The organism is Streptomyces telluris (genome assembly GCF_024519335.1).
Lineage (GTDB): Bacteria > Actinomycetota > Actinomycetes > Streptomycetales > Streptomycetaceae > Streptomyces > Streptomyces telluris.
The window spans coordinates 73,064-92,130 of record NZ_JANIID010000004.1 but is presented as its reverse complement, the minus strand read 5'-3'; the positions used below and the strand labels follow the sequence as shown (position 1 = coordinate 92,130).

General features: G+C 73.6%; 14 protein-coding genes. 5 read left to right on the top strand and 9 right to left on the bottom strand.

Annotation, left to right across the window (positions count from 1 at the left end):
* The first annotated feature begins 76 nt into the window (after window positions 1–76).
* Complete coding sequence (locus tag NQU55_RS06565) at window positions 77–871, top strand: enoyl-CoA hydratase/isomerase family protein (RefSeq protein ID WP_168091646.1); 795 nt, start codon at window positions 77–79, stop codon at window positions 869–871.
* Between the two features lie 72 nt (window positions 872–943).
* Here NQU55_RS06565 and NQU55_RS06560 read toward each other — a convergent pair whose 3' ends face one another.
* Together NQU55_RS06560 and NQU55_RS06555 are read right to left on the bottom strand one after the other, a co-directional pair.
* Window positions 944–1,594, bottom strand: coding sequence for a DJ-1/PfpI family protein (locus tag NQU55_RS06560; protein ID WP_168091647.1), 651 nt, complete (start codon window positions 1,592–1,594; stop codon window positions 944–946).
* Between the two features lie 96 nt (window positions 1,595–1,690).
* Window positions 1,691–2,671, bottom strand: a complete 981-nt coding sequence (locus NQU55_RS06555; protein ID WP_168091648.1) for a GlxA family transcriptional regulator — start codon at window positions 2,669–2,671, stop codon at window positions 1,691–1,693.
* 123 nt (window positions 2,672–2,794) lie between these two features.
* Here NQU55_RS06555 and NQU55_RS06550 point away from each other — a divergent pair, with 123 nt between their 5' ends.
* A complete protein-coding gene (locus tag NQU55_RS06550; RefSeq protein ID WP_168091649.1) occupies window positions 2,795–3,670 on the top strand; it encodes an SCO6745 family protein in 876 nt (291 codons plus the stop codon).
* Window positions 3,671–3,817: 147 nt separating this feature from the next.
* Entirely contained in the window at window positions 3,818–6,217 is a 2,400-nt protein-coding gene (locus tag NQU55_RS06545; RefSeq protein ID WP_168091650.1) for a Tex family protein, read from the top strand.
* A 114-nt stretch (window positions 6,218–6,331) separates the two neighbouring features.
* Here NQU55_RS06545 and NQU55_RS06540 read toward each other — a convergent pair whose 3' ends face one another.
* Both NQU55_RS06540 and NQU55_RS06535 read right to left on the bottom strand, forming a co-directional pair.
* Window positions 6,332–7,969 (bottom strand): ABC-F family ATP-binding cassette domain-containing protein, encoded by a 1,638-nt coding sequence (locus tag NQU55_RS06540; protein ID WP_168091651.1) that lies wholly within the window; start codon window positions 7,967–7,969, stop codon window positions 6,332–6,334.
* Window positions 7,970–8,067: 98 nt separating this feature from the next.
* Window positions 8,068–10,026, bottom strand: coding sequence for a Xaa-Pro dipeptidyl-peptidase (locus tag NQU55_RS06535; protein WP_256789997.1), 1,959 nt, complete (start codon window positions 10,024–10,026; stop codon window positions 8,068–8,070).
* 188 nt (window positions 10,027–10,214) lie between these two features.
* Between NQU55_RS06535 and NQU55_RS06530 the strand changes: the two genes are divergently transcribed.
* Window positions 10,215–11,726, top strand: coding sequence for a M1 family metallopeptidase (locus NQU55_RS06530; RefSeq protein ID WP_256789996.1), 1,512 nt, complete (start codon window positions 10,215–10,217; stop codon window positions 11,724–11,726).
* A 164-nt stretch (window positions 11,727–11,890) separates the two neighbouring features.
* Window positions 11,891–12,613 (top strand): MerR family transcriptional regulator, encoded by a 723-nt coding sequence (locus NQU55_RS06525; protein ID WP_168091653.1) that lies wholly within the window; start codon window positions 11,891–11,893, stop codon window positions 12,611–12,613.
* 49 nt (window positions 12,614–12,662) lie between these two features.
* On the opposite strand, the gene NQU55_RS06520 is transcribed toward NQU55_RS06525, so the two are convergent.
* From NQU55_RS06520 to NQU55_RS06500, 5 genes are all read right to left on the bottom strand, one after another.
* Complete coding sequence (locus tag NQU55_RS06520) at window positions 12,663–14,825, bottom strand: 3-hydroxyacyl-CoA dehydrogenase NAD-binding domain-containing protein (RefSeq protein WP_168091665.1); 2,163 nt, start codon at window positions 14,823–14,825, stop codon at window positions 12,663–12,665.
* Between the two features lie 75 nt (window positions 14,826–14,900).
* Window positions 14,901–16,118, bottom strand: coding sequence for an acetyl-CoA C-acetyltransferase (locus NQU55_RS06515; RefSeq protein ID WP_168091654.1), 1,218 nt, complete (start codon window positions 16,116–16,118; stop codon window positions 14,901–14,903).
* 45 nt (window positions 16,119–16,163) lie between these two features.
* On the bottom strand, window positions 16,164–17,306 hold the full coding sequence (locus NQU55_RS06510) for an acyl-CoA dehydrogenase family protein (protein ID WP_168091655.1): 1,143 nt from the start codon (window positions 17,304–17,306) through the stop codon (window positions 16,164–16,166).
* Window positions 17,303–18,442 (bottom strand): CaiB/BaiF CoA transferase family protein, encoded by a 1,140-nt coding sequence (locus NQU55_RS06505; RefSeq protein ID WP_168091656.1) that lies wholly within the window; start codon window positions 18,440–18,442, stop codon window positions 17,303–17,305. Before NQU55_RS06505 ends, NQU55_RS06510 begins: the two co-directional genes overlap by 4 nt.
* A gap of 204 nt (window positions 18,443–18,646) precedes the next feature.
* Window positions 18,647–19,024 carry an MmcQ/YjbR family DNA-binding protein gene (locus NQU55_RS06500; RefSeq protein ID WP_168091657.1) on the bottom strand — a complete coding sequence of 126 codons (378 nt, stop codon included), beginning with the start codon at window positions 19,022–19,024 and terminating at the stop codon, window positions 18,647–18,649.
* Window positions 19,025–19,067 lie beyond the last annotated feature (43 nt).

The following is a 19,067-nucleotide window of genomic DNA, read 5'->3' as shown; positions in this document are numbered from 1 at the left end:
TCCGGAGCTCTTCGTTCCACCCCGGCGCCGGGGGACGCCACCGGCGCGCCCGGCGGGCCCGGATAGCATCCGGCGCATGGAGCCCGCACTTCACCTGGACGTCGCCGACGGCGTCGCAACGGTCCGCATCGCCAACCCCGCCAAGCGCAACGCCATGACCACGGACATGTGGCGGGCCCTGCCCGAGCTGCTGGCGCGGTGCGCCGGCGAACCGGGCGTACGGGTGCTGGTGCTCACCGGCGAGGGCGGCACGTTCTGCGCGGGCGCCGACATCTCCGCCCTCACCGAGGGCGCCGAGCGCTCGCGGGAGCTCGCGATCGCGGCCGAAGAGGCGCTGGCGGTCTTCCCCAAGCCCACGCTCGCGGCCGTGCGCGGCCACTGCGTGGGCGGCGGCTGCCAGCTGGCGGCCGCCTGCGACCTGCGGTTCGCCGCCGAGGACGCCTCCTTCGGGGTGACCCCGGCCAAGCTGGGGATCGTCTACGGGGCCTCCTCCACGCGGCGGCTCGTGGAGCTGACCGGCCCCTCGGCGGCCAAGTACCTGCTCTTCTCCGGCGAGTTGATCGACGCCGCGCGAGCGCTGCGGACGGGCCTGGTGGACGAGGTGTGGCCGCCGGAGGCGCTGGAGAAGCGGGTGGCGGAGTTCGCACAGGTGCTGGCCTCGCGCTCGCTGCTGACGCAGGCCGCGGCGAAGGAGTTCGCCGCGGGCCCCGCGGCCCCGGACCGCATCGCGCACTGGGCGGAGCAGGAGCGCGGCAGCGGCGACACCGCGGAGGGCGTCGCCGCTTTCCTGGAGCGCAGGCGGCCGCGGTTCGCTTGGGCCGCGGACGGGGGGCCGGACCCCCGTACCGGCCTTCCCGTTCCCGGTTGCTGAGCTTTCCCGCGGCTGCAGGCCGCCTGTGGCCGGTCGCGCAGTTCCCCGCGCCCCTGAAGGGGCGCGGCTCTCTCAATCGCCCTGGGGCGTCAGCATCTGCGCCAGGTCCACGGCCCGCCACTCGGCGACGAGGTCGGCCGGGGCCTTCTCCGGCGAGCCCGCGTCGTAGGGCGGCTGGGGGTCGTACTCGATGAGCAGCTGGATGGACTGCGCGACGCGGTCGCCGGCGATCCGGCCCGCGAGCGTGAGCCCCATGTCGATGCCTGAGGAGACGCCGGCGGCCGTGACGTACTTGCCGTCGGTGACGACGCGTTCGCCGGTCGCCTCCACCCCGAAGGCCGCGAGCCTGTCCAGGTTCAGCCAGTGGCAGGTGGCGCGACGGCCCGTCAGCAGCCCGGCGGCGGCCAGGACCAGGGAGCCGGTGCACACGGACGTCGTCCACGTCGTGGTGCGGTCCACCTCCTGCAGCCACTCCCGGACGGGGCCGGGCGCCATCGGGCCGCTCGGGTCGGGCCCGCCGGGCACCACGACGATGTCGGGGGCCGTGACCTCGGCGAGGGATGCCTCGGCGACCAGGGACAGGCTGCCGCTGTCGTTGCGCACGGGACCCCGGCGCTCGGCGACGAGCACGGCCTCGGCGCCGGGGAGCGGGCCGAGGGTGTCGAACGGGCCGACGGCGTCGAGGGCGGTGAAGCCCGGGTAGAGCAGGAAGGCGATCTGCACGGTGGGTCCTCGTTCCGGTGGATCGGATGGGTCGGATGTGCCAGACAGGTCGGATGTGCCGGATGGGTCGGATGGGTCGGATAGGTCGGAGGCTGGTCAGGCGGGGGTCAGGGGGCGGAAGCGGCGCCGGTACTCGGCGGGCGAGGTGCCGAGGGCGCGGACGAAGGCGCGCCGCATCGCCTCGGGGGTGCCGTAGCCGCAGGCGCGCGAGACCTCCTCGACACCGTCGGGGGCGTCCTCCAGCTGCCGGCGGGCGGCCTCCAGGCGCACCCGGTCGACGTAGCGGCCCGGCGTCATGCCGGTCTCGCTCTGGAAGGCGCGGGCGAAGTGCCGCGGGGAGAGCCGGGCGCGGGCCGCGAGCGCCTCGACGGACAGGTCGGCCCCGGGGTTCTCGACGATCCAGTGCTGGACGTCGCGCAGCCGCGGGCGGCGCGCGGTCTGCGCGGCGAGCGGGGCGCTGAACTGGGTCTGGTTGCCGGGGCGGCGCAGGAAGACGACGAGGTTGCGGGCGACGGCGAGCGCCGGCTCGCGCCCCAGGTCGTCCTCGACGAGGGCGAGCGCGAGGTCGATGCCGGCGGTGACGCCCGCCGAGGTGACGACGTTGCCGTCGCGTACGTAGATGGGGTCCGGCTCCACCCGCACGGACGGGAAGCGCGCGGCGAGGGCGGCGCAGAACGCCCAGTGGGTCGTGGCGCGGCGGCCCTCCAGCAGGCCGGCCGCGGCGAGCAGGAACGCCCCGGTGCACACCGACACCACGCGCTCGGCGCGCGGCGCGTGCTCGCGCAGCCAGCCGATCAGGCGGGGGTCGGGGGCGCGGGTGCCCTCGCCGCCGGGCACCAGGAGGGTGTGCGGGGCGGGGGCGTCGTGGAGTGCGTGGTCGGGCGAGACGCGCAGGCCGCTGCTGGTCCGTACGGGGCCGCCGTCGAGGGTCGCGGTGCGCACGCGGTACGTCGCGGGGTCGCCGCTCCAGCAGGCCGCGCCGGCGAACACCTCGGCGGGGCCGGTGACATCGAGGCTCTGGACGTCGTCGAACAGGACGATCAGCACGGTGCGGCCGGGCGGGCGGTGGTGCGTCATGTCCTCCATGCTGATCGCCCCCGGATTTGTCCGCAATGACGAATACCCCACCTTTCCTGCCACCCCGGGGCGGGTGCCCGGCGACCACTTCCCGCCGTACCGACCAGTCGGTAGCGTGCGGGCATGACCTCACTCAACGGGACCCTGCCCGAGCTCGCCGGACGCCGCTGTCACCAGTGGCTCAACGCCCTCCACGCGACGGTGTACTTCTCCCCCGACTACCTGCGGGAGATGGCGGGCCTGGGCGTCGAGGACGACAACGCGGCGAACATCGCCGGGCGCACGGCCCCGCTCGGCCGCGTCGGCGCCGGGACGGTCACCGCGGCGTACTACAACTCCAAGCACGAACTGATAGCCCGTCATGTCCCGGGCGTCTGGGACGTCGTCTCCCCGCAGGAGGCCCTCGCCGCACGTCTGCGCGCGGCCGACGCGACGCTCCGCAGGCTGCTCGGCGAGGACGCCGTGGCCGCCCCCGAGATGGCCGAGGCCGCCGAGCTCGCCCTGCGCGCCGCCGAGGGCTGCAGCCGCGGCGGCCGCCCGCTGTACTCCGCCCACGCCGACCTGCCCGTGCCCGGCGCGCCGCACCTCGCGCTCTGGCACGCCGCCACGCTCCTGCGCGAGCACCGCGGGGACGGCCACATCATGGCGCTCGTACGGGCCGGTCTGGACCCGGTCGAGGCGCTCGTCAGCCACACCGCCACCGGCGGCGGCATGACCACCAAGTGGCTCGTCGCCACGCGCGGCTGGACCGAGGACGAGCTCGCCGCCGGACGGGACCGGCTGCGGGCCCGCGGGCTGCTGGACGCGGAGGGCGAGCTGACCGAGGCGGGAGGCGCGCTGCGCGACGAGCTGGAGGCGGAGACGGACCGCCTCGACGCCGCGCCGTACGAGCACCTGGGAGCGGCGGGCGTCGAGCGCCTGACCGCCCTGGGCAAGGAGTACGCGAAGGCGGCCATGCTCGCGGGCGCCTTCCCCGCCGACCTGCTCGGCAACGCCTGACGCGGCGCCCCGGGCCGCGCCGCCGGCAGGGCCCCCGGGCGTGCCCGGGCAGCCGCCGGCGGCGCCGCCGCGAGGCTCACGCACCGCGGTGCCGGCGGCACCTGCCACAATGCAGACCGCAGCCCGAAGAGAAAGCGGAGCGTGATCGTGACGGCAATTGGTGCGTCGCCCGGGGCGTCGGTCGAAGGCAGGATCGCCGAGGAGCTCGGCGTGCGGGAGCGGCAGGTGAAGGCCGCGGTCGACTTGCTCGACGGCGGCTCGACCGTGCCGTTCATCGCCCGTTACCGCAAGGAGGCCACCGAGATGCTCGACGATGCGCAGCTGCGCACCGTCGAGGAGCGGCTGCGGTACCTGCGGGAGCTGGAGGAGCGCCGCACGGCGGTCCTGGAGTCCGTGCGCTCCCAGGGCAAGCTGGACGAGGCCCTGGAGGCGCGCATCCGCGCCGCCGACTCCAAGGCCCGGCTGGAGGACATCTACCTGCCCTTCAAGCCCAAGCGCCGCACGAAGGCGCAGATCGCCCGCGAGGCCGGGCTGGAGCCGCTGGCGGAGGGGCTGCTCGGGGACCCGGGCACCGAGCCGCTCGCCGCGGCCGCCGCCTTCGTCGACGCGGACAAGGGCGTCGCGGACCCCGCGGCGGCTCTGGAGGGCGCGCGGGCGATCCTCACCGAGCGCTTCGGCGAGGACGCCGACCTCATCGGCGAGCTCCGCGAGCGCATGTGGACGCGCGGGCGCGTGGCCGCGAAGGTGCGCGAGGGCAAGGAGGAGGCGGGCGCGAAGTTCGCCGACTACTTCGACTTCGCCGAGCCCTTCACCGAGCTGCCCTCGCACCGCGTGCTGGCGATGCTGCGCGGCGAGAAGGAGGAGGTCCTCGACCTCACGCTGGACCCCGAGCCGGCGGACGAGGCGGACCGGGCGGCCGCGGGCCCGAGCTCGTACGAGCAGATGATCGCGCAGCGCTTCGGCGTCGCGGACCGCGGCCGGCCGGCGGACAAGTGGCTGGGCGACACGGTGCGGTGGGCCTGGCGCACGCGCGTCCTCGTCCACCTCGGGATCGACCTGCGGCTGCGGCTGCGCCAGGCCGCCGAGGACGAGGCCGTCCGCGTCTTCGCGGCGAACCTGCGCGACCTACTGCTCGCCGCCCCGGCCGGCACGCGCGCCACGATGGGCCTCGACCCCGGCTTCCGCACGGGCGTGAAGGTCGCCGTCGTGGACGCCACGGGCAAGGTCGCGGCCACCGAGACCATCTACCCGCACGTCCCGCAGAACAAGTGGGACGCCTCGCTCGCCGCGCTGGCCCGGCTCGCCCGGGAGCACGGCGTGGAGCTCGTCGCCATCGGCAACGGCACCGCCTCCCGTGAGACGGACCGGCTGGCGGCCGACCTGATCTCCCGTCACCCGGAGCTGAAGCTCACCAAGGTGATGGTCTCCGAGGCCGGCGCCTCGGTCTACTCCGCCTCCGCGTTCGCCTCGCAGGAGCTGCCCGGGCTGGACGTCTCGCTGCGCGGCGCGGTCTCGATCGCCCGGCGCCTGCAGGACCCGCTCGCCGAGCTCGTCAAGATCGACCCCAAGTCGATCGGCGTCGGCCAGTACCAGCACGACCTGTCCGAGGTGAAGCTCTCCCGCTCGCTCGACGCCGTCGTGGAGGACTGCGTCAACGGCGTCGGCGTCGACGTGAACACCGCGTCCGCGCCGCTGCTCGCGCGCGTCTCCGGCATCAGCTCCGGCCTCGCCGAGAACATCGTCGCCCACCGCGACTCCAACGGCCCCTTCCGGTCCCGGCGGGCGCTGAAGGACGTGGCCCGGCTCGGCCCGAAGGCCTACGAGCAGTGCGCGGGCTTCCTGCGCATCCGCGGCGGGGACGACCCGCTGGACGCCTCCAGCGTCCACCCCGAGGCGTATCCGGTGGTCCGGAAGATGGTCAAGAGCACGGGCGGCGAGGTCGCCGCCCTCGTCGGCAACACCTCCGTGCTGCGCTCCCTGCGCCCGGAGGAGTTCGTCGACGACACCTTCGGCCTGCCGACGGTCACCGACATCCTGCGCGAGCTGGAGAAGCCCGGCCGCGACCCGCGGCCCGCCTTCAGGACGGCCAGCTTCAAGGACGGCGTCGAGAAGATCGGCGACCTGGAGCCGGGCATGATCCTGGAGGGCGTCGTCACCAACGTGGCCGCGTTCGGGGCGTTCGTGGACGTGGGCGTCCACCAGGACGGCCTGGTGCACGTGTCGGCCATGTCGCGGACGTTCGTGAAGGACCCGCGGGACGTGGTCAAGCCCGGCGACATCGTGCGGGTCAAGGTCATGGACGTCGACATCCCGCGCAAGCGGATCTCGCTGACGCTGCGGCTGGACGACGAGGCGGGGGCGCCCTCCGGCGCGTCCGGCGGGGGTGCCGCCTCCGGTGGCGGCGGGCGTCCGCGGCCCGAGCGGGGCTCCGGGCGTCGTGGTGCGGGGGCGCCCGCACAGCGCCGCGGCAACCCCCGCGAGCGCGAAGCCGCCCCGCCGGTGAACGACGCGATGGCGGAAGCCCTGCGCAGGGCGGGCCTGCGCTAGGACGGCCGCGAGCCGAAGGGCGCCCTCTCCTACGGGGAGGGCGCCCTCGCGCATGGGAGGGCGCCCGTCAGCTCGTACAGGAGGCCGCCGTCCCGCACGGGAGGGCGGCGCCCGTCAGCGCTCCGTGAGGCGCCCCTCCGAGACCTCGATGCGGCGGGTCGTACGGACCGCGTCCAGCATCCGGCGGTCGTGCGTGACCAGCAGCAGCGTGCCCGTGTACGAGTCCAGCGCGGACTCCAGCTGCTCGATCGCCGGCAGGTCGAGGTGGTTGGTCGGCTCGTCCAGGACCAGCAGGTTGACCCCGCGCGCCTGCAGCAGGGCCAGCGCCGAGCGCGTCCGCTCGCCCGGCGAGAGGGTCACCGCCGGGCGCAGCACGTGATCGGCCTTCAGGCCGAACTTGGCCAGCAGCGTCCGGACGTCGGCGGGCGCGAGGTCGGGGACGGCCGCGCCGAAGGCCTCCAGCAGCGTCTCCGTGCCGAAGAACAGGGCCCGCGCCTGGTCCACCTCGCCCACGACGACGCCCGGGCCCAGCGCCGCGTGCCCCGCGTCCAGCGGCAGCCGGCCGAGCAGGGCCGCGAGGAGCGTGGACTTGCCGGAGCCGTTGGCGCCGGTCACCGCGATCCGGTCGGCCCAGTCGATCTGCAGGTCGGCGGGGCCGAAGGAGAAGGACCCCCGGCGCACCTCGGCGCCGCGCAGCGTGGCCACGACCGCACCGGAGCGCGGCGCCGCCGCGATCTCCATGCGCAGCTCCCACTCCTTGCGGGGCTCCTCGACGACCTCCAGCCGCTCGATGAGCCGCTCGGTCTGCCGGGCCTTGGCGGCCTGCTTCTCGGTGGACTCGGTGCGGAACTTGCGGCCGATCTTGTCGTTGTCACTGGCCTTGCGGCGGGCGTTCTTGACGCCCTTCTCCATCCAGTTCCGCTGGGTGCGGGCGCGGTCCTCCAGGCCGGCGCGCGTGTCGGCGTACTCCTCGTAGGCCTCGCGGGCGTGCCGGCGGGCGGTCTCGCGCTCCTCCAGGTAGGCCGCGTAGCCGCCGCCGTAGAGGCGGACCTGCTGCTGGGCGAGGTCGAGCTCCAGGACCTTGGTCACCGTGCGGGTCAGGAACTCGCGGTCGTGGCTGACCACGACCGTGCCGGCGCGCAGCCCCGTGACGAAGGACTCCAGGCGGGCGAGCCCGTCGAGGTCGAGGTCGTTGGTGGGCTCGTCCAGCAGGAAGACGTCGTAGCGGCTCAGCAGCAGGGAGGCGAGCCCGGCGCGGGCGGCCTGGCCGCCGGAGAGGCTGGTCATGGGCCGGTCGAGCCCGACGGACAGCCCCAGCGAGGCGGCGACCTCCTCGGCGCGCTCGTCCAGGTCGGCACCGCCGAGGCCGAGCCAGCGGTCGAGGCCCGTGGCGTAGGCGTCGTCGGCGCCCGGTGCGCCGTCGACGAGCGCCTGCGTGGCGGCGTCCAGCTCGGCCTGGGCCCGGGCCACCCCGGTCCGGCGGGCGAGGAACTCCCGCACGGTCTCCCCCGGCCGCCGCTCGGGCTCCTGCGGCAGGTGCCCCACGGTGGCCGTCGGCGGACTCAGTGAGAGCCCGCCCTCCTCCGGCACGTCCAGCCCGGCGAGCAGCCGCAGCAAGGTGGATTTACCGGCCCCGTTGGCACCGACCAGACCGATGACGTCCCCGGGCGCGACGACGAGGTCGAGCCCGGAGAAGAGGGTGCGGTCGCCGTGTCCGGCGGCAAGGCTTTTGGCGACGAGAGTGGCACTCATAACGGGTCGACTTTAACCGCAGCGGAGGAGGGGGCCGTACCGGATTTCGCTCCGGCCCCGGGCCGGGGCGTCTCGCGCGTCCCGGCCCGGAGCGGCGGTCACGGCACGTGGAGCAGCGACGGCACGTCCAGGCCGCGCGGTGACGCGGGCTTCGTGCGGGTGCCGCCCGTGGTGGCGCGGGTGAAGGCCGCGTAGCCGCCTGCCAGGGGCAGGGTTGCCGACGTGCGGCGGAGGTCCACCGTCACGTGCGGGGTGGTGGAGGCCGGCTCGATGAGGCCGGCGTCGGTGCCGGCGATGATCAGGGCCAGGCGGTGGCCCGCCGGGACGACGTGGTCGGCGGCGGCGAGGTCGAGGGTGATCGTGTACGGCTTGCCGGGGGTCAGGGGGCCGCCCTTGCCGGAGCCGTCCCAGTGGCCGAGGTCGGCCCAGCCGCGGCTGAAGACGGTGTGGCCGACCTTTGCCTTCGTGGCCTCGGTGCGCTTGTAGCAGGCGCTGTCGGCGGCGTTGCCGCTGCCCCAGCAGGTGCGGTCGTCGAGGGTGCGGATGCCTTCGCCGCGGGAGGTGTAGTCGCGGATCTCGGCGGGGCCCAGGTCGACGAGGACGGCGGACAGGTGGGCGGAGGCCGTGGACGGGGTGACCGTCAGGCGCACGGCCGAGGAGCCGGCGAGGCGCAGGTCGCGGCTGAGGGGCGGGGTGACGAAGCCGGCCTTGCCTGGGGTGGAGCGGTCGATGCTCGCGGACCAGTCGCTCTCGTTGAGCCCGGGGTCGTCGGTGAACTCGGCGGTGGCGCCCCGCGGCGCGGGCTTCAGGCCGAGCGTGCCGACGCCCGCGACGGGGCCGGCAGCGGGTCGCAGGGTGGTGGTGCGGGTGTCGCGCGGCGGCCAGACGCGGTCGGTGGACCACTGGTCGGGGGCGCGCTCGACGTCGGCCATGGGCTCGCGCTCGACGCCGTTGTCGTAGCCGAGGAGGTAGTGGTCGAACCAGCGGTGCAGGGTGGTCACCCACGCCTCGCGGCGGAAGTCGAAGGGGTCGACGTGGCCGGCCCGGGAGAGCCAGACCTTGCGCTCGACGCCGTTCTCCGCGAGGGCGTCCCACCACTGGCCGAAGTGCTTGGTTCGTACATTGAGGTCCTGCAGGCCGTGGACCGCGAAGACGCTGGCGCGCACGTTCCCGGCGTCCTTGACGTAGTCGCGGGCTTCCCACAGGGCCGTCCGGTCGCCGTTGCGCGGGGCGCCCTCGACGAGCTCGCGCTGTACGGCCTGGCAGCGGCCGCGGGCCTCGGGGCTCTCGATCCGGTCGGAGAGGCCGTCGGGGCCGCCGTCGTAGAGGGCCGCGCCCCGGGCGAAGTAGTAGTCGTACCAGGAGCTGATGGCGCCGATGGGGACGATGGTCTTCAGGCCTTCGACGCCGGTCGCGGCGACGGCGTTGGCGACGGTCCCGTCGTAGCTCTTGCCGATCATGCCGACGGCCCCGGTGGTCCAGCCGGCCGTGGCGGGCTCGCTCCCCGCGCGGGTGGCGTAGCCGCGGGCCCGGCCGTTGAGCCAGTCGACGACGGCCTTGGCCGACTGCACGTCGGACCGGCCGCCGATGTCGACGCACCCGTCGGAGCGGTTGGTCCCGGCGAGGTCGACGAGGACGACGGCGTAGCCGCGCGGTACGAAGTAGTTGTCGTAGTACAGCGGGAACCCGGCCGGCTTCCCCTGCGCGTCGTAGGTCTTCTTCTGGCTCTCGTTGCCGCGGCCGCAGCACGAGTAGTACGGGCTCGCGTCCATGATGACGGGCACCCGCCTGCCCGCTTCGGCGGCCTCCCGGGGCCGGATGACGTCGACGGCCACCCGGTCGGACCTGCCGTCCCCGTCGGCGTCCACCCGGGTGTCGACCCAGACGGATTCGCGGATGGCGCGGTCGTACGAATAGACCGGGGTGCTCTCCTTGCCGCGCGGAGGGGCGGCCTGCGCGGCGCCGGGCGGCGACACGAGCACCGCCACGAGGGCGGCAACTGCCGCCAGTACGAGTGGAGTCCAGGGTATGCGGGCGTCCCGCTGTCGTCTGATCACGGGCGGACGGTAACGCCGGCGGGGCCCGGAACAGAAGGGGTCACGGCAGCTTCAGGAGTTGACGGCCGCACCGCCTCATGACGCGCGCATGTCGATCACATGTCGGAAGGCCCCATGGACATGGCCCCCTCCCCGGTGAGTACATAGGCTTCCGAGTGATCGTTCTCCTCTACGAGTTGGAGTGCCTCGTGCGTCGTCACAGACTCATCGTTCCGAGCACGGCCGCTGCCGCCTTCCTGCTGCTCGCGGTCCCGGCGTCGGCGGCGGACGCCACGCCCGGTGCCCCGGGCGCCGGAGACTCGTACTACCCGGAAGACGGCAACGGCGGGTACGACGTCTCGCACTACGACCTGCGGCTGAAGTACCAGCCGAAGACGGACCGGCTGGAGGGCACGGCGACCCTGCTCGCCACCCCCACCCAGGCCCTGTCCCGCTTCAACCTCGACTTCACCCTCGACGTGAGCGAGGTCCTGGTGGGCGGCAGGAAGGCCGCGTTCAAGCACTCGGGGGCCCACGAGCTGGAGGTCACCCCGGCCGGCCCGCTGGAGCAGGGCAAGCCCGTCAGCGTGGTCGTGCGCTACAGCGGCACCCCCTCCACCGTGAAGATCGACGGCTTCACGGCCTGGAAGCGCACCCCGGACGGCGCGGTCGTGGCCCAGGAGCCGCAGTCGGCGGCCTGGTGGTTCCCGAGCAACGACCACCCCACCGACAAGGCCACCTACGACGTGTCGGTCTCCGTGCCGGACGACGTCCAGGCCATCAGCAACGGCGTGCTCGCCTCCCAGTCCTCCAAGCTCGGCTGGACGCGCTACAACTGGCGCTCCACCAAGCCCCAGGCGAGCTACCTGACGACCCTGGCCGTCGGCAAGTTCGACATCACGACCGGCACGACGGAGAGCGGCCTGCCGGTCGTCAACGCCTACAGCAAGGACCTGGGCGAGAACCTCCCCTCGGCCAAGGCCAGCATCGAGCGCACCGCCGAGATCACCGACTGGGCCAGCACGGTCTTCGGCCCGTACCCCTTCAACGCCGTCGGCGGGTACGTGCCGAACGTCAAGTCGTCCTACGCGCTGGAGACCCAGACCCGGCCGTTCTACAGCCCGGCGTCCTTCACCAGCGGCGGCAACCAGCAGATCGTCGTGCACGAGCTCGCGCACCAGTGGTTCGGTGACAGCGTCTCCGTCAAGGACTGGCGCGACATCTGGGTGAACGAGGGCTTCGCGACCTACGCCCAGTGGCTGTGGTCGGAGAAGGAGGGCGAGGGCACCGCCCAGGAGCTCGCCGAGTACGTGTACAACAGCGTCCCGGCCGACAACGACTTCTGGAAGGTCAAGCCGGGCGACCCGGGCGCGAACCGCCAGTTCGACCGCGCCGTCTACAACCGCGGCGCCGTCGCCCTGCAGGCGCTGCGCAACACCGTCGGCGACAAGACGTTCTTCGCCATCCTGAAGCAGTGGACGACGGAGAACCGCTACGGCAACGCCTCCGTGCAGGACTTCGTGAAGTTCGCCGAGAAGGCCTCCGGCAAGAAGCTCGCGCCGCTCTTCGACACCTGGCTGTTCCAGCCGTCGAAGCCGAGCACGCTGCCCGCTCCGGCCGGCACCGCCCCCGCCAAGGCGGCGAAGTCGCTCAAGGCCGGCGTCACCGCGCCCAAGTCCTGGAAGAAGATCCAGGACGCGGAGCGCGCCCACCGGCACTGACCGGCCCCGACGGATCCTGACCGGCCCTGCACACAGGCCCGTCGTACCGCCGCCGCCCCGCGCGCGCATGCGGTACGGCGGGCCGCCGCCGGTTTCACAGCGCCGGTGGCACAGCAATACTGTTCGACACCGACAGGTGCGGAACAGAGAGCGAGGTGCCGCCCATGGCCGCGGAGACGGAGACCGGGGAAGCGACCCTGACGGTGGACGAGTTGGCCGCCCGGGCCGGGGTGACCGTCCGCACCGTGCGCTTCTACAGCACCCGGGGGCTGCTGCCCCCGCCCGAGATCGGCCCGCGCCGGGTCGGGCGCTACGGGCCCGGCCACCTCTCCCGGCTCGCGCTGATCGAAGAACTGCAGCACCAGGGGCTCACGCTCGCCGCCATCGAGCGCTACCTGAACCGGCTCCCCGAAGGCCTCACCCCCCAGGACCTGGCCATCCACCGCGCCCTCGTGGCCTCCTGGACGCCCGACGGGGCCGAGGAGACCACCCGGGAGGAGCTGGAGAGGCGGGCCGGCCGCGCCCTCACCGAGGAGGACGTCGACCGGCTGGCCGCGCTCAACGCCCTGCAGCGGGGCGAGGCCGCCGGCTCCTACCTCGTCGACCCGGCCCTGCTCCACCTGGGCGTCCGGCTGCTGGACGTACCGGTCTCGCCGGAGGCGATCCTGGCCGCCCGCACCGTCCTGCTGGAGCACGCCCGCGCCACCGCCCGGGAGCTGACGCGCCTCTTCCGCGACGAGGTGCGGACGCCCGACGTCGCGGCGATGAAGTCGCTGTCGGCCCACATGCAGCCGCTCGTCGTCCAGGCGCTGGTAACGGCGTTCCAGCGCTCGCTGAACGAGGAGCTGCGCGCGGCCTACGAGGAGGCGGCCGGCCCCGCCTCCTGACCCGCGCAGCCGGGTACCCGCACCCGCGGGTACCCGGGTGCACTCCCTCCTAGAAGCGTTCCCCCTTCTCCGCCTTCTCCACCAGCAGGGCCGACGGCTCGAACCGGTCGCCGTACGTCGCCGCGAGCTCCCGGGCGCGGGTCACGAAGCCCGGCAGGCCGCCCTCGTAGCCGTTGATGTACTGCACCGCGCCGCCCGTCCAGCCGGGAAAGCCGATGCCGAGGATCGAGCCGATGTTGGCGTCCGCGACGGAGGTCAGGACGCCCTCCTCCAGGCAGCGGACGGTGTCCAGCGCCTCGGAGAACAGCATGCGCTCCTTCATGTCCTCGAAGGGGATCTCCACGTCCTTCTTCGTGAAGTGCTCGCGCAGCCCCGGCCACAGCCCGGCGCGCTTGCCGTCCGCGTACTCGTAGAAGCCGGCGCCGCCGCTGCGCCCCGGGCGTCCGAACTCCTCGACCATGCGGTCGATGACCGCGTCCGCCGGGTGCGGCATCCAGGTCTCGCCGGCCGCCTCGGCGGCCCGCCGGGTCTCCTCGCGGATCTTCCGGGGCAGGGTGAGGGTCAGCTCGTCCATCAGGGAGAGCACCTTGGCGGGGTAGCCGGCCTGCGCGGCGGCCTGTTCGACCGAGGCCGGGTCGGCGCCCTCGCCGATCATCGCCACGCCCTCGTTGATGAAGCGGCCGATGACGCGCGAGGTGAAGAAGCCGCGCGAGTCGTTGACCACGATGGGCGTCTTGCGGATCTGCCGGACCAGGTCGAAGGCGCGGGCCAGCGCCTCGTCGCCGGTGCGCTCCCCCTTGATGATCTCCACGAGCGGCATCTTGTCGACGGGCGAGAAGAAGTGCAGGCCGACGAAGTCCACGGGCCGCTCGACGCCCTCGGCGAGGAGGGTGATGGGCAGGGTGGAGGTGTTGGAGCACAGCAGGGCGTCGGGCGCGACGACGTGCTGGATCTCCTGGAAGACCTTGTGCTTGAGGGCCGGGTCCTCGAAGACCGCCTCGATGACGGCGTCGCAGCCCGCCAGGTCGGCCACGTCGGCGGTCGGGGTGATCCGGGCGAGCAGCTCGTCCCGCTTGGCCTCCGTGGTGCGGCCCCGGGCGAGGGCCTTGGCCAGCAGGCCCTCGGAGTAGGCCTTGCCCTTGCGGGCCGCCTCCTCGGAGACGTCCTTCAGGACGACCTCGATGCCGGCCTTGGCGCAGGCGTAGGCGATGCCCGCGCCCATCATGCCGGCGCCGAGGACGGCGACCTTGCCGACCTGGCGGGGGGAGACGTCACGCGGGCGGCTGGCGCCGGAGTTGACGGCCTGGAGGTCGAAGAAGAACGCCTGGATCATGTTCTTCGCGGTCTGGCCGGTGACCAGCTCGGTGAAGTAGCGGGCCTCGATGAGCTGCGCGGTCTCGAAGTCCACCTGGGAGCCCTCGACGGCGGCCGCCAGGATGTTGCGCGGGGCCGGGTAGGGGGCGCCGCCGAGCTGCTTCCTGAGGTTGGCGGGGCAGGCCGGGAGGTTCGCGGCGAAGCGCGGGCTGGCCGGGGTGCCGCCGGGGATCCTGTAGCCCTTGACGTCCCAGGGCTGCTGCGACTCGGGGTGCGCGTCGATGAACGCCCGCGCCTTGGCCAGGAGCTCGTCGCGGTCGGCCGCCAGCTCGTGGACGAGCCCGGCCTCCAGGGCGCGGCGCGGGTCGTACTGCGTGCCCTGCAGCAGCACCTTCAGCAGGGCGTCGGTGATGCCGAGGAGCCGTACGGTGCGGGTGACGCCGCCGCCTCCGGGCAGCAGGCCGAGGGTGACCTCGGGGAGGCCGATCTTCGAGCCGGGGGCGTCGAGGGCGATGCGGTGGTGGCAGGCGAGCGCGATCTCGTAGCCGCCGCCGAGGGCCGCGCCGTTGACGGCGGCGACGACGGGCACGCCGAGGGTCTCGATCCGGCGCAGGTCGCGCTTGATCGTCATGCTTCCCTCCAGGACGCTCCCGGCGTCGGCGGGGGTCGCGGCGATCAGCTCGCGCAGGTCGCCGCCGGCGAAGAAGGTCTTCTTCGCGGAGGTGAAGACGACGCCCCGCACCGAATTCTTCTCGGCTTCCAGCCGGTCGGCGACCGCCGTGAGGGACGCCTTGAAGGCGTTGTTCATGGTGTTGGCGGACTGGTCGGGGTCGTCCAGGACGAGGGTGACGATGCCGTCGTCGCTCCGCTCCCAGCGGATGGTGTTGCGCTCGCTCATGTCGGTGCTCTCCATGGGGGATTGTCCTCAATCGCCGGACAGAAGGAAGGGGGCCGGCCCGGGGCCCGCGGGAGGCTAGACGCGCTCGACGACGGTGGCGATGCCCATGCCGCCGCCCACGCAGAGGGTGACCAGGCCGTACTGCTTGTCCTGGCGTTCGAGTTCGTCGATGACGGTGCCCAGCAGCATGGCGCCGGTGGCGCCGAGCGGGTGGCCGAGGGCGATGGCGCCGCCATTGACGTTGATCTTGTCGAGGCCGATGCCCATCTCGCGGGCGAAGTGCAGGACCACGGCCGAGAAGGCCTCGTTGACCTCGATCAGGTCGATGTCGCCGATGGTCAGGCCGGCCTTGGCGAGCGCCTTGCGGGAGGCGGGGGCGGGGCCGGTGAGCATGATGGTGGGGTCGGAGCCCGAGACGGCGGCGGAGACGATGCGGGCCCGCGGCGTCAGCCCGTGGCGCTCGCCGGTCTCGCGGTTGCCGATGGCGACGAGGGAGGCGCCGTCGACGATGCCGGAGGAGTTGCCGGCGTGGTGGACGTGGTCGATCTTCTCGACCCAGTGGTACTGCTGCAGGGCCACGGCGTCGAAGCCGCCGGCCTCGCCGATCGCGGCGAATGAGGGCTTGAGCCCGGCCAGGGTCTCGACGGTGGTGCCGGGGCGGGGGTGCTCGTCCCGGTCGAGGACGACCAGGCCGTTGCGGTCGCGCACGGGGATCACGGAGCGCTCGAAGCGGCCGTCCTTCCACGCGGCGACGGCGTTCTCCTGCGAGCGGGCGGCGAAGGCGTCCACGTCCCGCCGGGTGAAGCCGCCGAGGGTGGCGATCAGGTCGGCGCCGATGCCCTGGGGCACGAAGTTGACGTCGAGGCTGGTCATGGGGTCGTTGAACCAGGCGCCGCCGTCGGAGCCCATCGGCACCCGCGACATCGACTCCACGCCGCCGGCGAGGACGAGGTCCTCCCAGCCGGAGCGGACCTTGGCCGCGGCGAGGTTGACGGCTTCCAGGCCCGAGGCACAGAAGCGGTTCTCCTGCACGCCGGCGACGGTGTCGGGCAGGCCGGCGGCGATCGCCGCGATCCGGGCGATGTCGGAGCCCTGGTCGCCCAGGGGGCTCACGACGCCGAGCACGATGTCGTCGATCGCGGCCGGGTCCAGGCCGGGCAGGCGGCGGCGCAGCTCGTGGATGAGGCCGACGACGAGGTCGACGGGCTTGGTGCCGTGCAGGGCGCCGTTGGCCTTGCCGCGGCCGCGCGGGGTGCGGATCGCGTCGTATACGTACGCTTCGGTGCTGCTCAAGGTCGTGGGCCTTTCGGGGCGGGGGACGCTGGTCGGGGGGGCGGGTCAGGAGAGCAGGGAACGGCCGATGATCTCCTTCATGATCTCGGTGGTGCCGCCGTAGATCGTCTGAATCCGGCCGTCGGTGAACGCCTTGGCGACCCGGTACTCCGCCATGTATCCGTACCCGCCGTGCAGTTGCAGGCAGCGGTCGGCGACGCGCTTCTGCAGCTCGGTCGCCCACCACTTGGCCATGGAGGCGTGCACGGCGTCGAGCGTGCCCGCGGTGTGCTCGGCGATGCAGCGGTCCAGGAAGGTGCGGGTGACGGCGCACTCGGTGGCCATCTCGGCGATCTCGAAGCGGATGTGCTGCAGCTTGGCGAGCGGACGGCCGAAGGCCTCGCGCTCCTTGACGTAGCCGGTGGTGAGCTCCAGCAGGTGCTCGGCGGCGGCGATCCCGGCGACGGCGATGTTCATCCGCTCCTGGGCGAGGTTGGTCATCAGGTGGACGAAGCCGCCGTTGAGCTCGCCCAGCAGGTTCTCCTTGGGCACGCGCACGTCGTGGAAGAACAGCTCGGCCGTGTCCTGCGCCTTCTGCCCGATCTTGTCGAGGTTGCGGCCGCGCTCGAAGCCGGCCATGCCGCGCTCGACGACGAGCAGGCTCAGGCCCTTGGCCCCGCCCTCGGGCGTCGTGCGCGCCACGACGACCACGAGGTCGGCGAGGATGCCGTTGGAGATGAAGGTCTTGGAGCCGTTGAGCAGCCAGTGGTCGCCGCGGTCCTCGGCGGCGGTGCGGATGCCCTGCAGGTCGGAGCCGGCTCCCGGCTCCGTCATCGCGACGGCGGTGATGATCTCGCCCGTGCAGAAGCCGGGCAGCCAGCGCCGCTTCTGCTCGTCGGTGGCGAGGCCCGTCAGATACGGCCCGACGATGTCGTTGTGCAGCCCGATCGCGAGGCCGGCCGCCCCCGCGCGGGTGAACTCCTCGGTGAGCACGGCGCTGTAGCGGAAGTCGCCGGTGCCCCCGCCGCCGTACTCCTCGGGCACGGCGAGGCCGAGCAGGCCCTGGCGCCCGGCCGCCCGCCAGGCCTCGCGCGAGACGATGCCGTCGCGCTCCCACTGCTCGTAGTGCGGGGCGACCTCCTTGGTGAGGAAGGTCCGTACGGTCTCGCGGAAGGCTTCGTGCTCGGCGGTGAAGATCTGGCGCTTCATGACTGCGGGCCCTTCTGGAGCGACTCGAGGCTGGGGACGTCCCAGTCCCGCGCCACCTCGGCGGTGTCCGCGCCGGGCCGCGCGGGCGGGCGGCGGACGGAGCCGGGGGTGGCGGAGAAGCGGGGGGCGGGGGCGGGCTGGGTGAGGCCGGCGTGCTCGACGAAGGTGCCGCGGGCGGCGAGGTGCGGGTGGGCGGGGGCCTCGCGCAGGGAGAGCACGGGGGCGACGCAGGCGTCCGAGCCGTCGAAGACGGCCGTCCACTCGGCGCGGGTGCGCGTGCGGAAGCGGGCGGCGACGGCGGCGCGCAGCTCGTCCCAGCGGGACGGGTCGTCGCGGGCGGGCGCGAGCTCGGCGAGGCCGAGGAGGTCCATGAACTCCGCGTAGAAGCGCTGTTCGAGGGCGCCGACCGCCATGTGGCCGCCGTCGGCCGCCTCGTACGTGCCGTAGAAGGGCGATCCGCCGTCGAAGAAGTTGGCCTCGCGCCGGTCCTGCCAGGCTCCGGCGGCCAGCATGCCGTGGAGGAGCGCGGTGAGGTGGGCGGTGCCGTCGACGATGGCCGCGTCGACGACCTGGCCGGTGCCGCCGGCGCGGGCGTGGTGGAGGGCGGCGAGGACGCCGACGACCAGGTAGAGCGCGCCGCCGCCGAAGTCGCCGAGGAGGTTGGCGGGGAAGGCGGGCGGCCCGTCGGCCGGGCCGGACAGGCCGAGGGCGCCGGTGACGGCGATGTACGCGATGTCGTGGCCGGCGGTGTCGGCGAGGGGGCCCTGCTGGCCCCAGCCGGTCATCCGCCCGTAGACGAGGCGGGGGTTGCGGGCGAGGCAGGCGTCGGGGCCGACGCCGAGCCGCTCGGCGACGCCGGGCCGGTAGCCCTCGATCAGCACGTCGGCCCGGGCGGCGAGGTCGAGGACCGCGCGGCGGCCTGCGGAGGTCTTGAGGTCGGCCGTCACCGAGCGCTTGTTGCGGTTGGTGACGTCGCGGGAGGGGGCGATGTGCAGGCCGGGGCCGCCGGGCCGGTCGACGCGGACGACGTCGGCCCCGAGGTCGGCCAGGAGCATGGCGGCGAACGGGCCGGGCCCGATTCCCGCGAGCTCGACGACGCGCACGCCGTCGAGCGGACCGCCGGCTGTGCCGGTCATCCGGACCCCCTGTGGCTTTGTGTGACCCGACTTCGGTGAGACGGCCTCGGAGAGACGGCCCTGGTGAGACGGCCCGTGCGAGAAGGCGTCTGTGACACAACCGCTGTCACACTCGCGATGCTAAGAACAGGTTCCAGTTTTCACAAGACCTCGCCCCCGGCCGCGGCGTCACATCGCGCCCCCGGCAGCGCACTTCGGCCCCGCTCAGCCCGCGTCGAGCTCGGCGACCAGGCGCTTGGGGGCGATGGTCCGGTAGCTCTCCTCCACCCAGTCGCACAGCACCTCCGCCGGAGCGCTCTCCCCGGTGAGCGGGATCGACACCCAGCCGTGTCTGCCGAGGCCGTAGGCCGTGGGCGCCGCCCCGGGGACGGCCATGGCGTGGCCGTGCACCTCCTCGTCCTTGAGCTTGACCGAGATGCCCGGCGACTCGGTGTTCCCCTCGGAGCCGAGGAAGACGAAGATCTTCTTGTTGACCTTGACGACGGCGTCCTCCTCCCAGGGGAACTCCTCGACGGCGCCGGGCAGCGAGAGTGCGAATCGCCGCACGTTCGCGCGGGCCTTGAGAGGGGCGGACAAGGTCATGGGGTGCCTCCGGGGTGTGCGCATGCGCCTCTGCCTCTTGCCC

Coding starts and splice junctions, on each gene's coding strand:
- NQU55_RS06525 (WP_168091653.1), top strand. CDS start 11,891: ATGGCCGCGGAGACGGAGACCGGGGAAGCGACCCTGACGGTGGACGAG.
- NQU55_RS06550 (WP_168091649.1), top strand. CDS start 2,795: ATGACCTCACTCAACGGGACCCTGCCCGAGCTCGCCGGACGCCGCTGT.
- NQU55_RS06555 (WP_168091648.1), bottom strand. CDS start 2,671: ATGACGCACCACCGCCCGCCCGGCCGCACCGTGCTGATCGTCCTGTTC.
- NQU55_RS06540 (WP_168091651.1), bottom strand. CDS start 7,969: ATGAGTGCCACTCTCGTCGCCAAAAGCCTTGCCGCCGGACACGGCGAC.
- NQU55_RS06510 (WP_168091655.1), bottom strand. CDS start 17,306: ATGAAGCGCCAGATCTTCACCGCCGAGCACGAAGCCTTCCGCGAGACC.
- NQU55_RS06500 (WP_168091657.1), bottom strand. CDS start 19,024: ATGACCTTGTCCGCCCCTCTCAAGGCCCGCGCGAACGTGCGGCGATTC.
- NQU55_RS06505 (WP_168091656.1), bottom strand. CDS start 18,442: ATGACCGGCACAGCCGGCGGTCCGCTCGACGGCGTGCGCGTCGTCGAG.
- NQU55_RS06565 (WP_168091646.1), top strand. CDS start 77: ATGGAGCCCGCACTTCACCTGGACGTCGCCGACGGCGTCGCAACGGTC.
- NQU55_RS06520 (WP_168091665.1), bottom strand. CDS start 14,825: ATGAGCGAGCGCAACACCATCCGCTGGGAGCGGAGCGACGACGGCATC.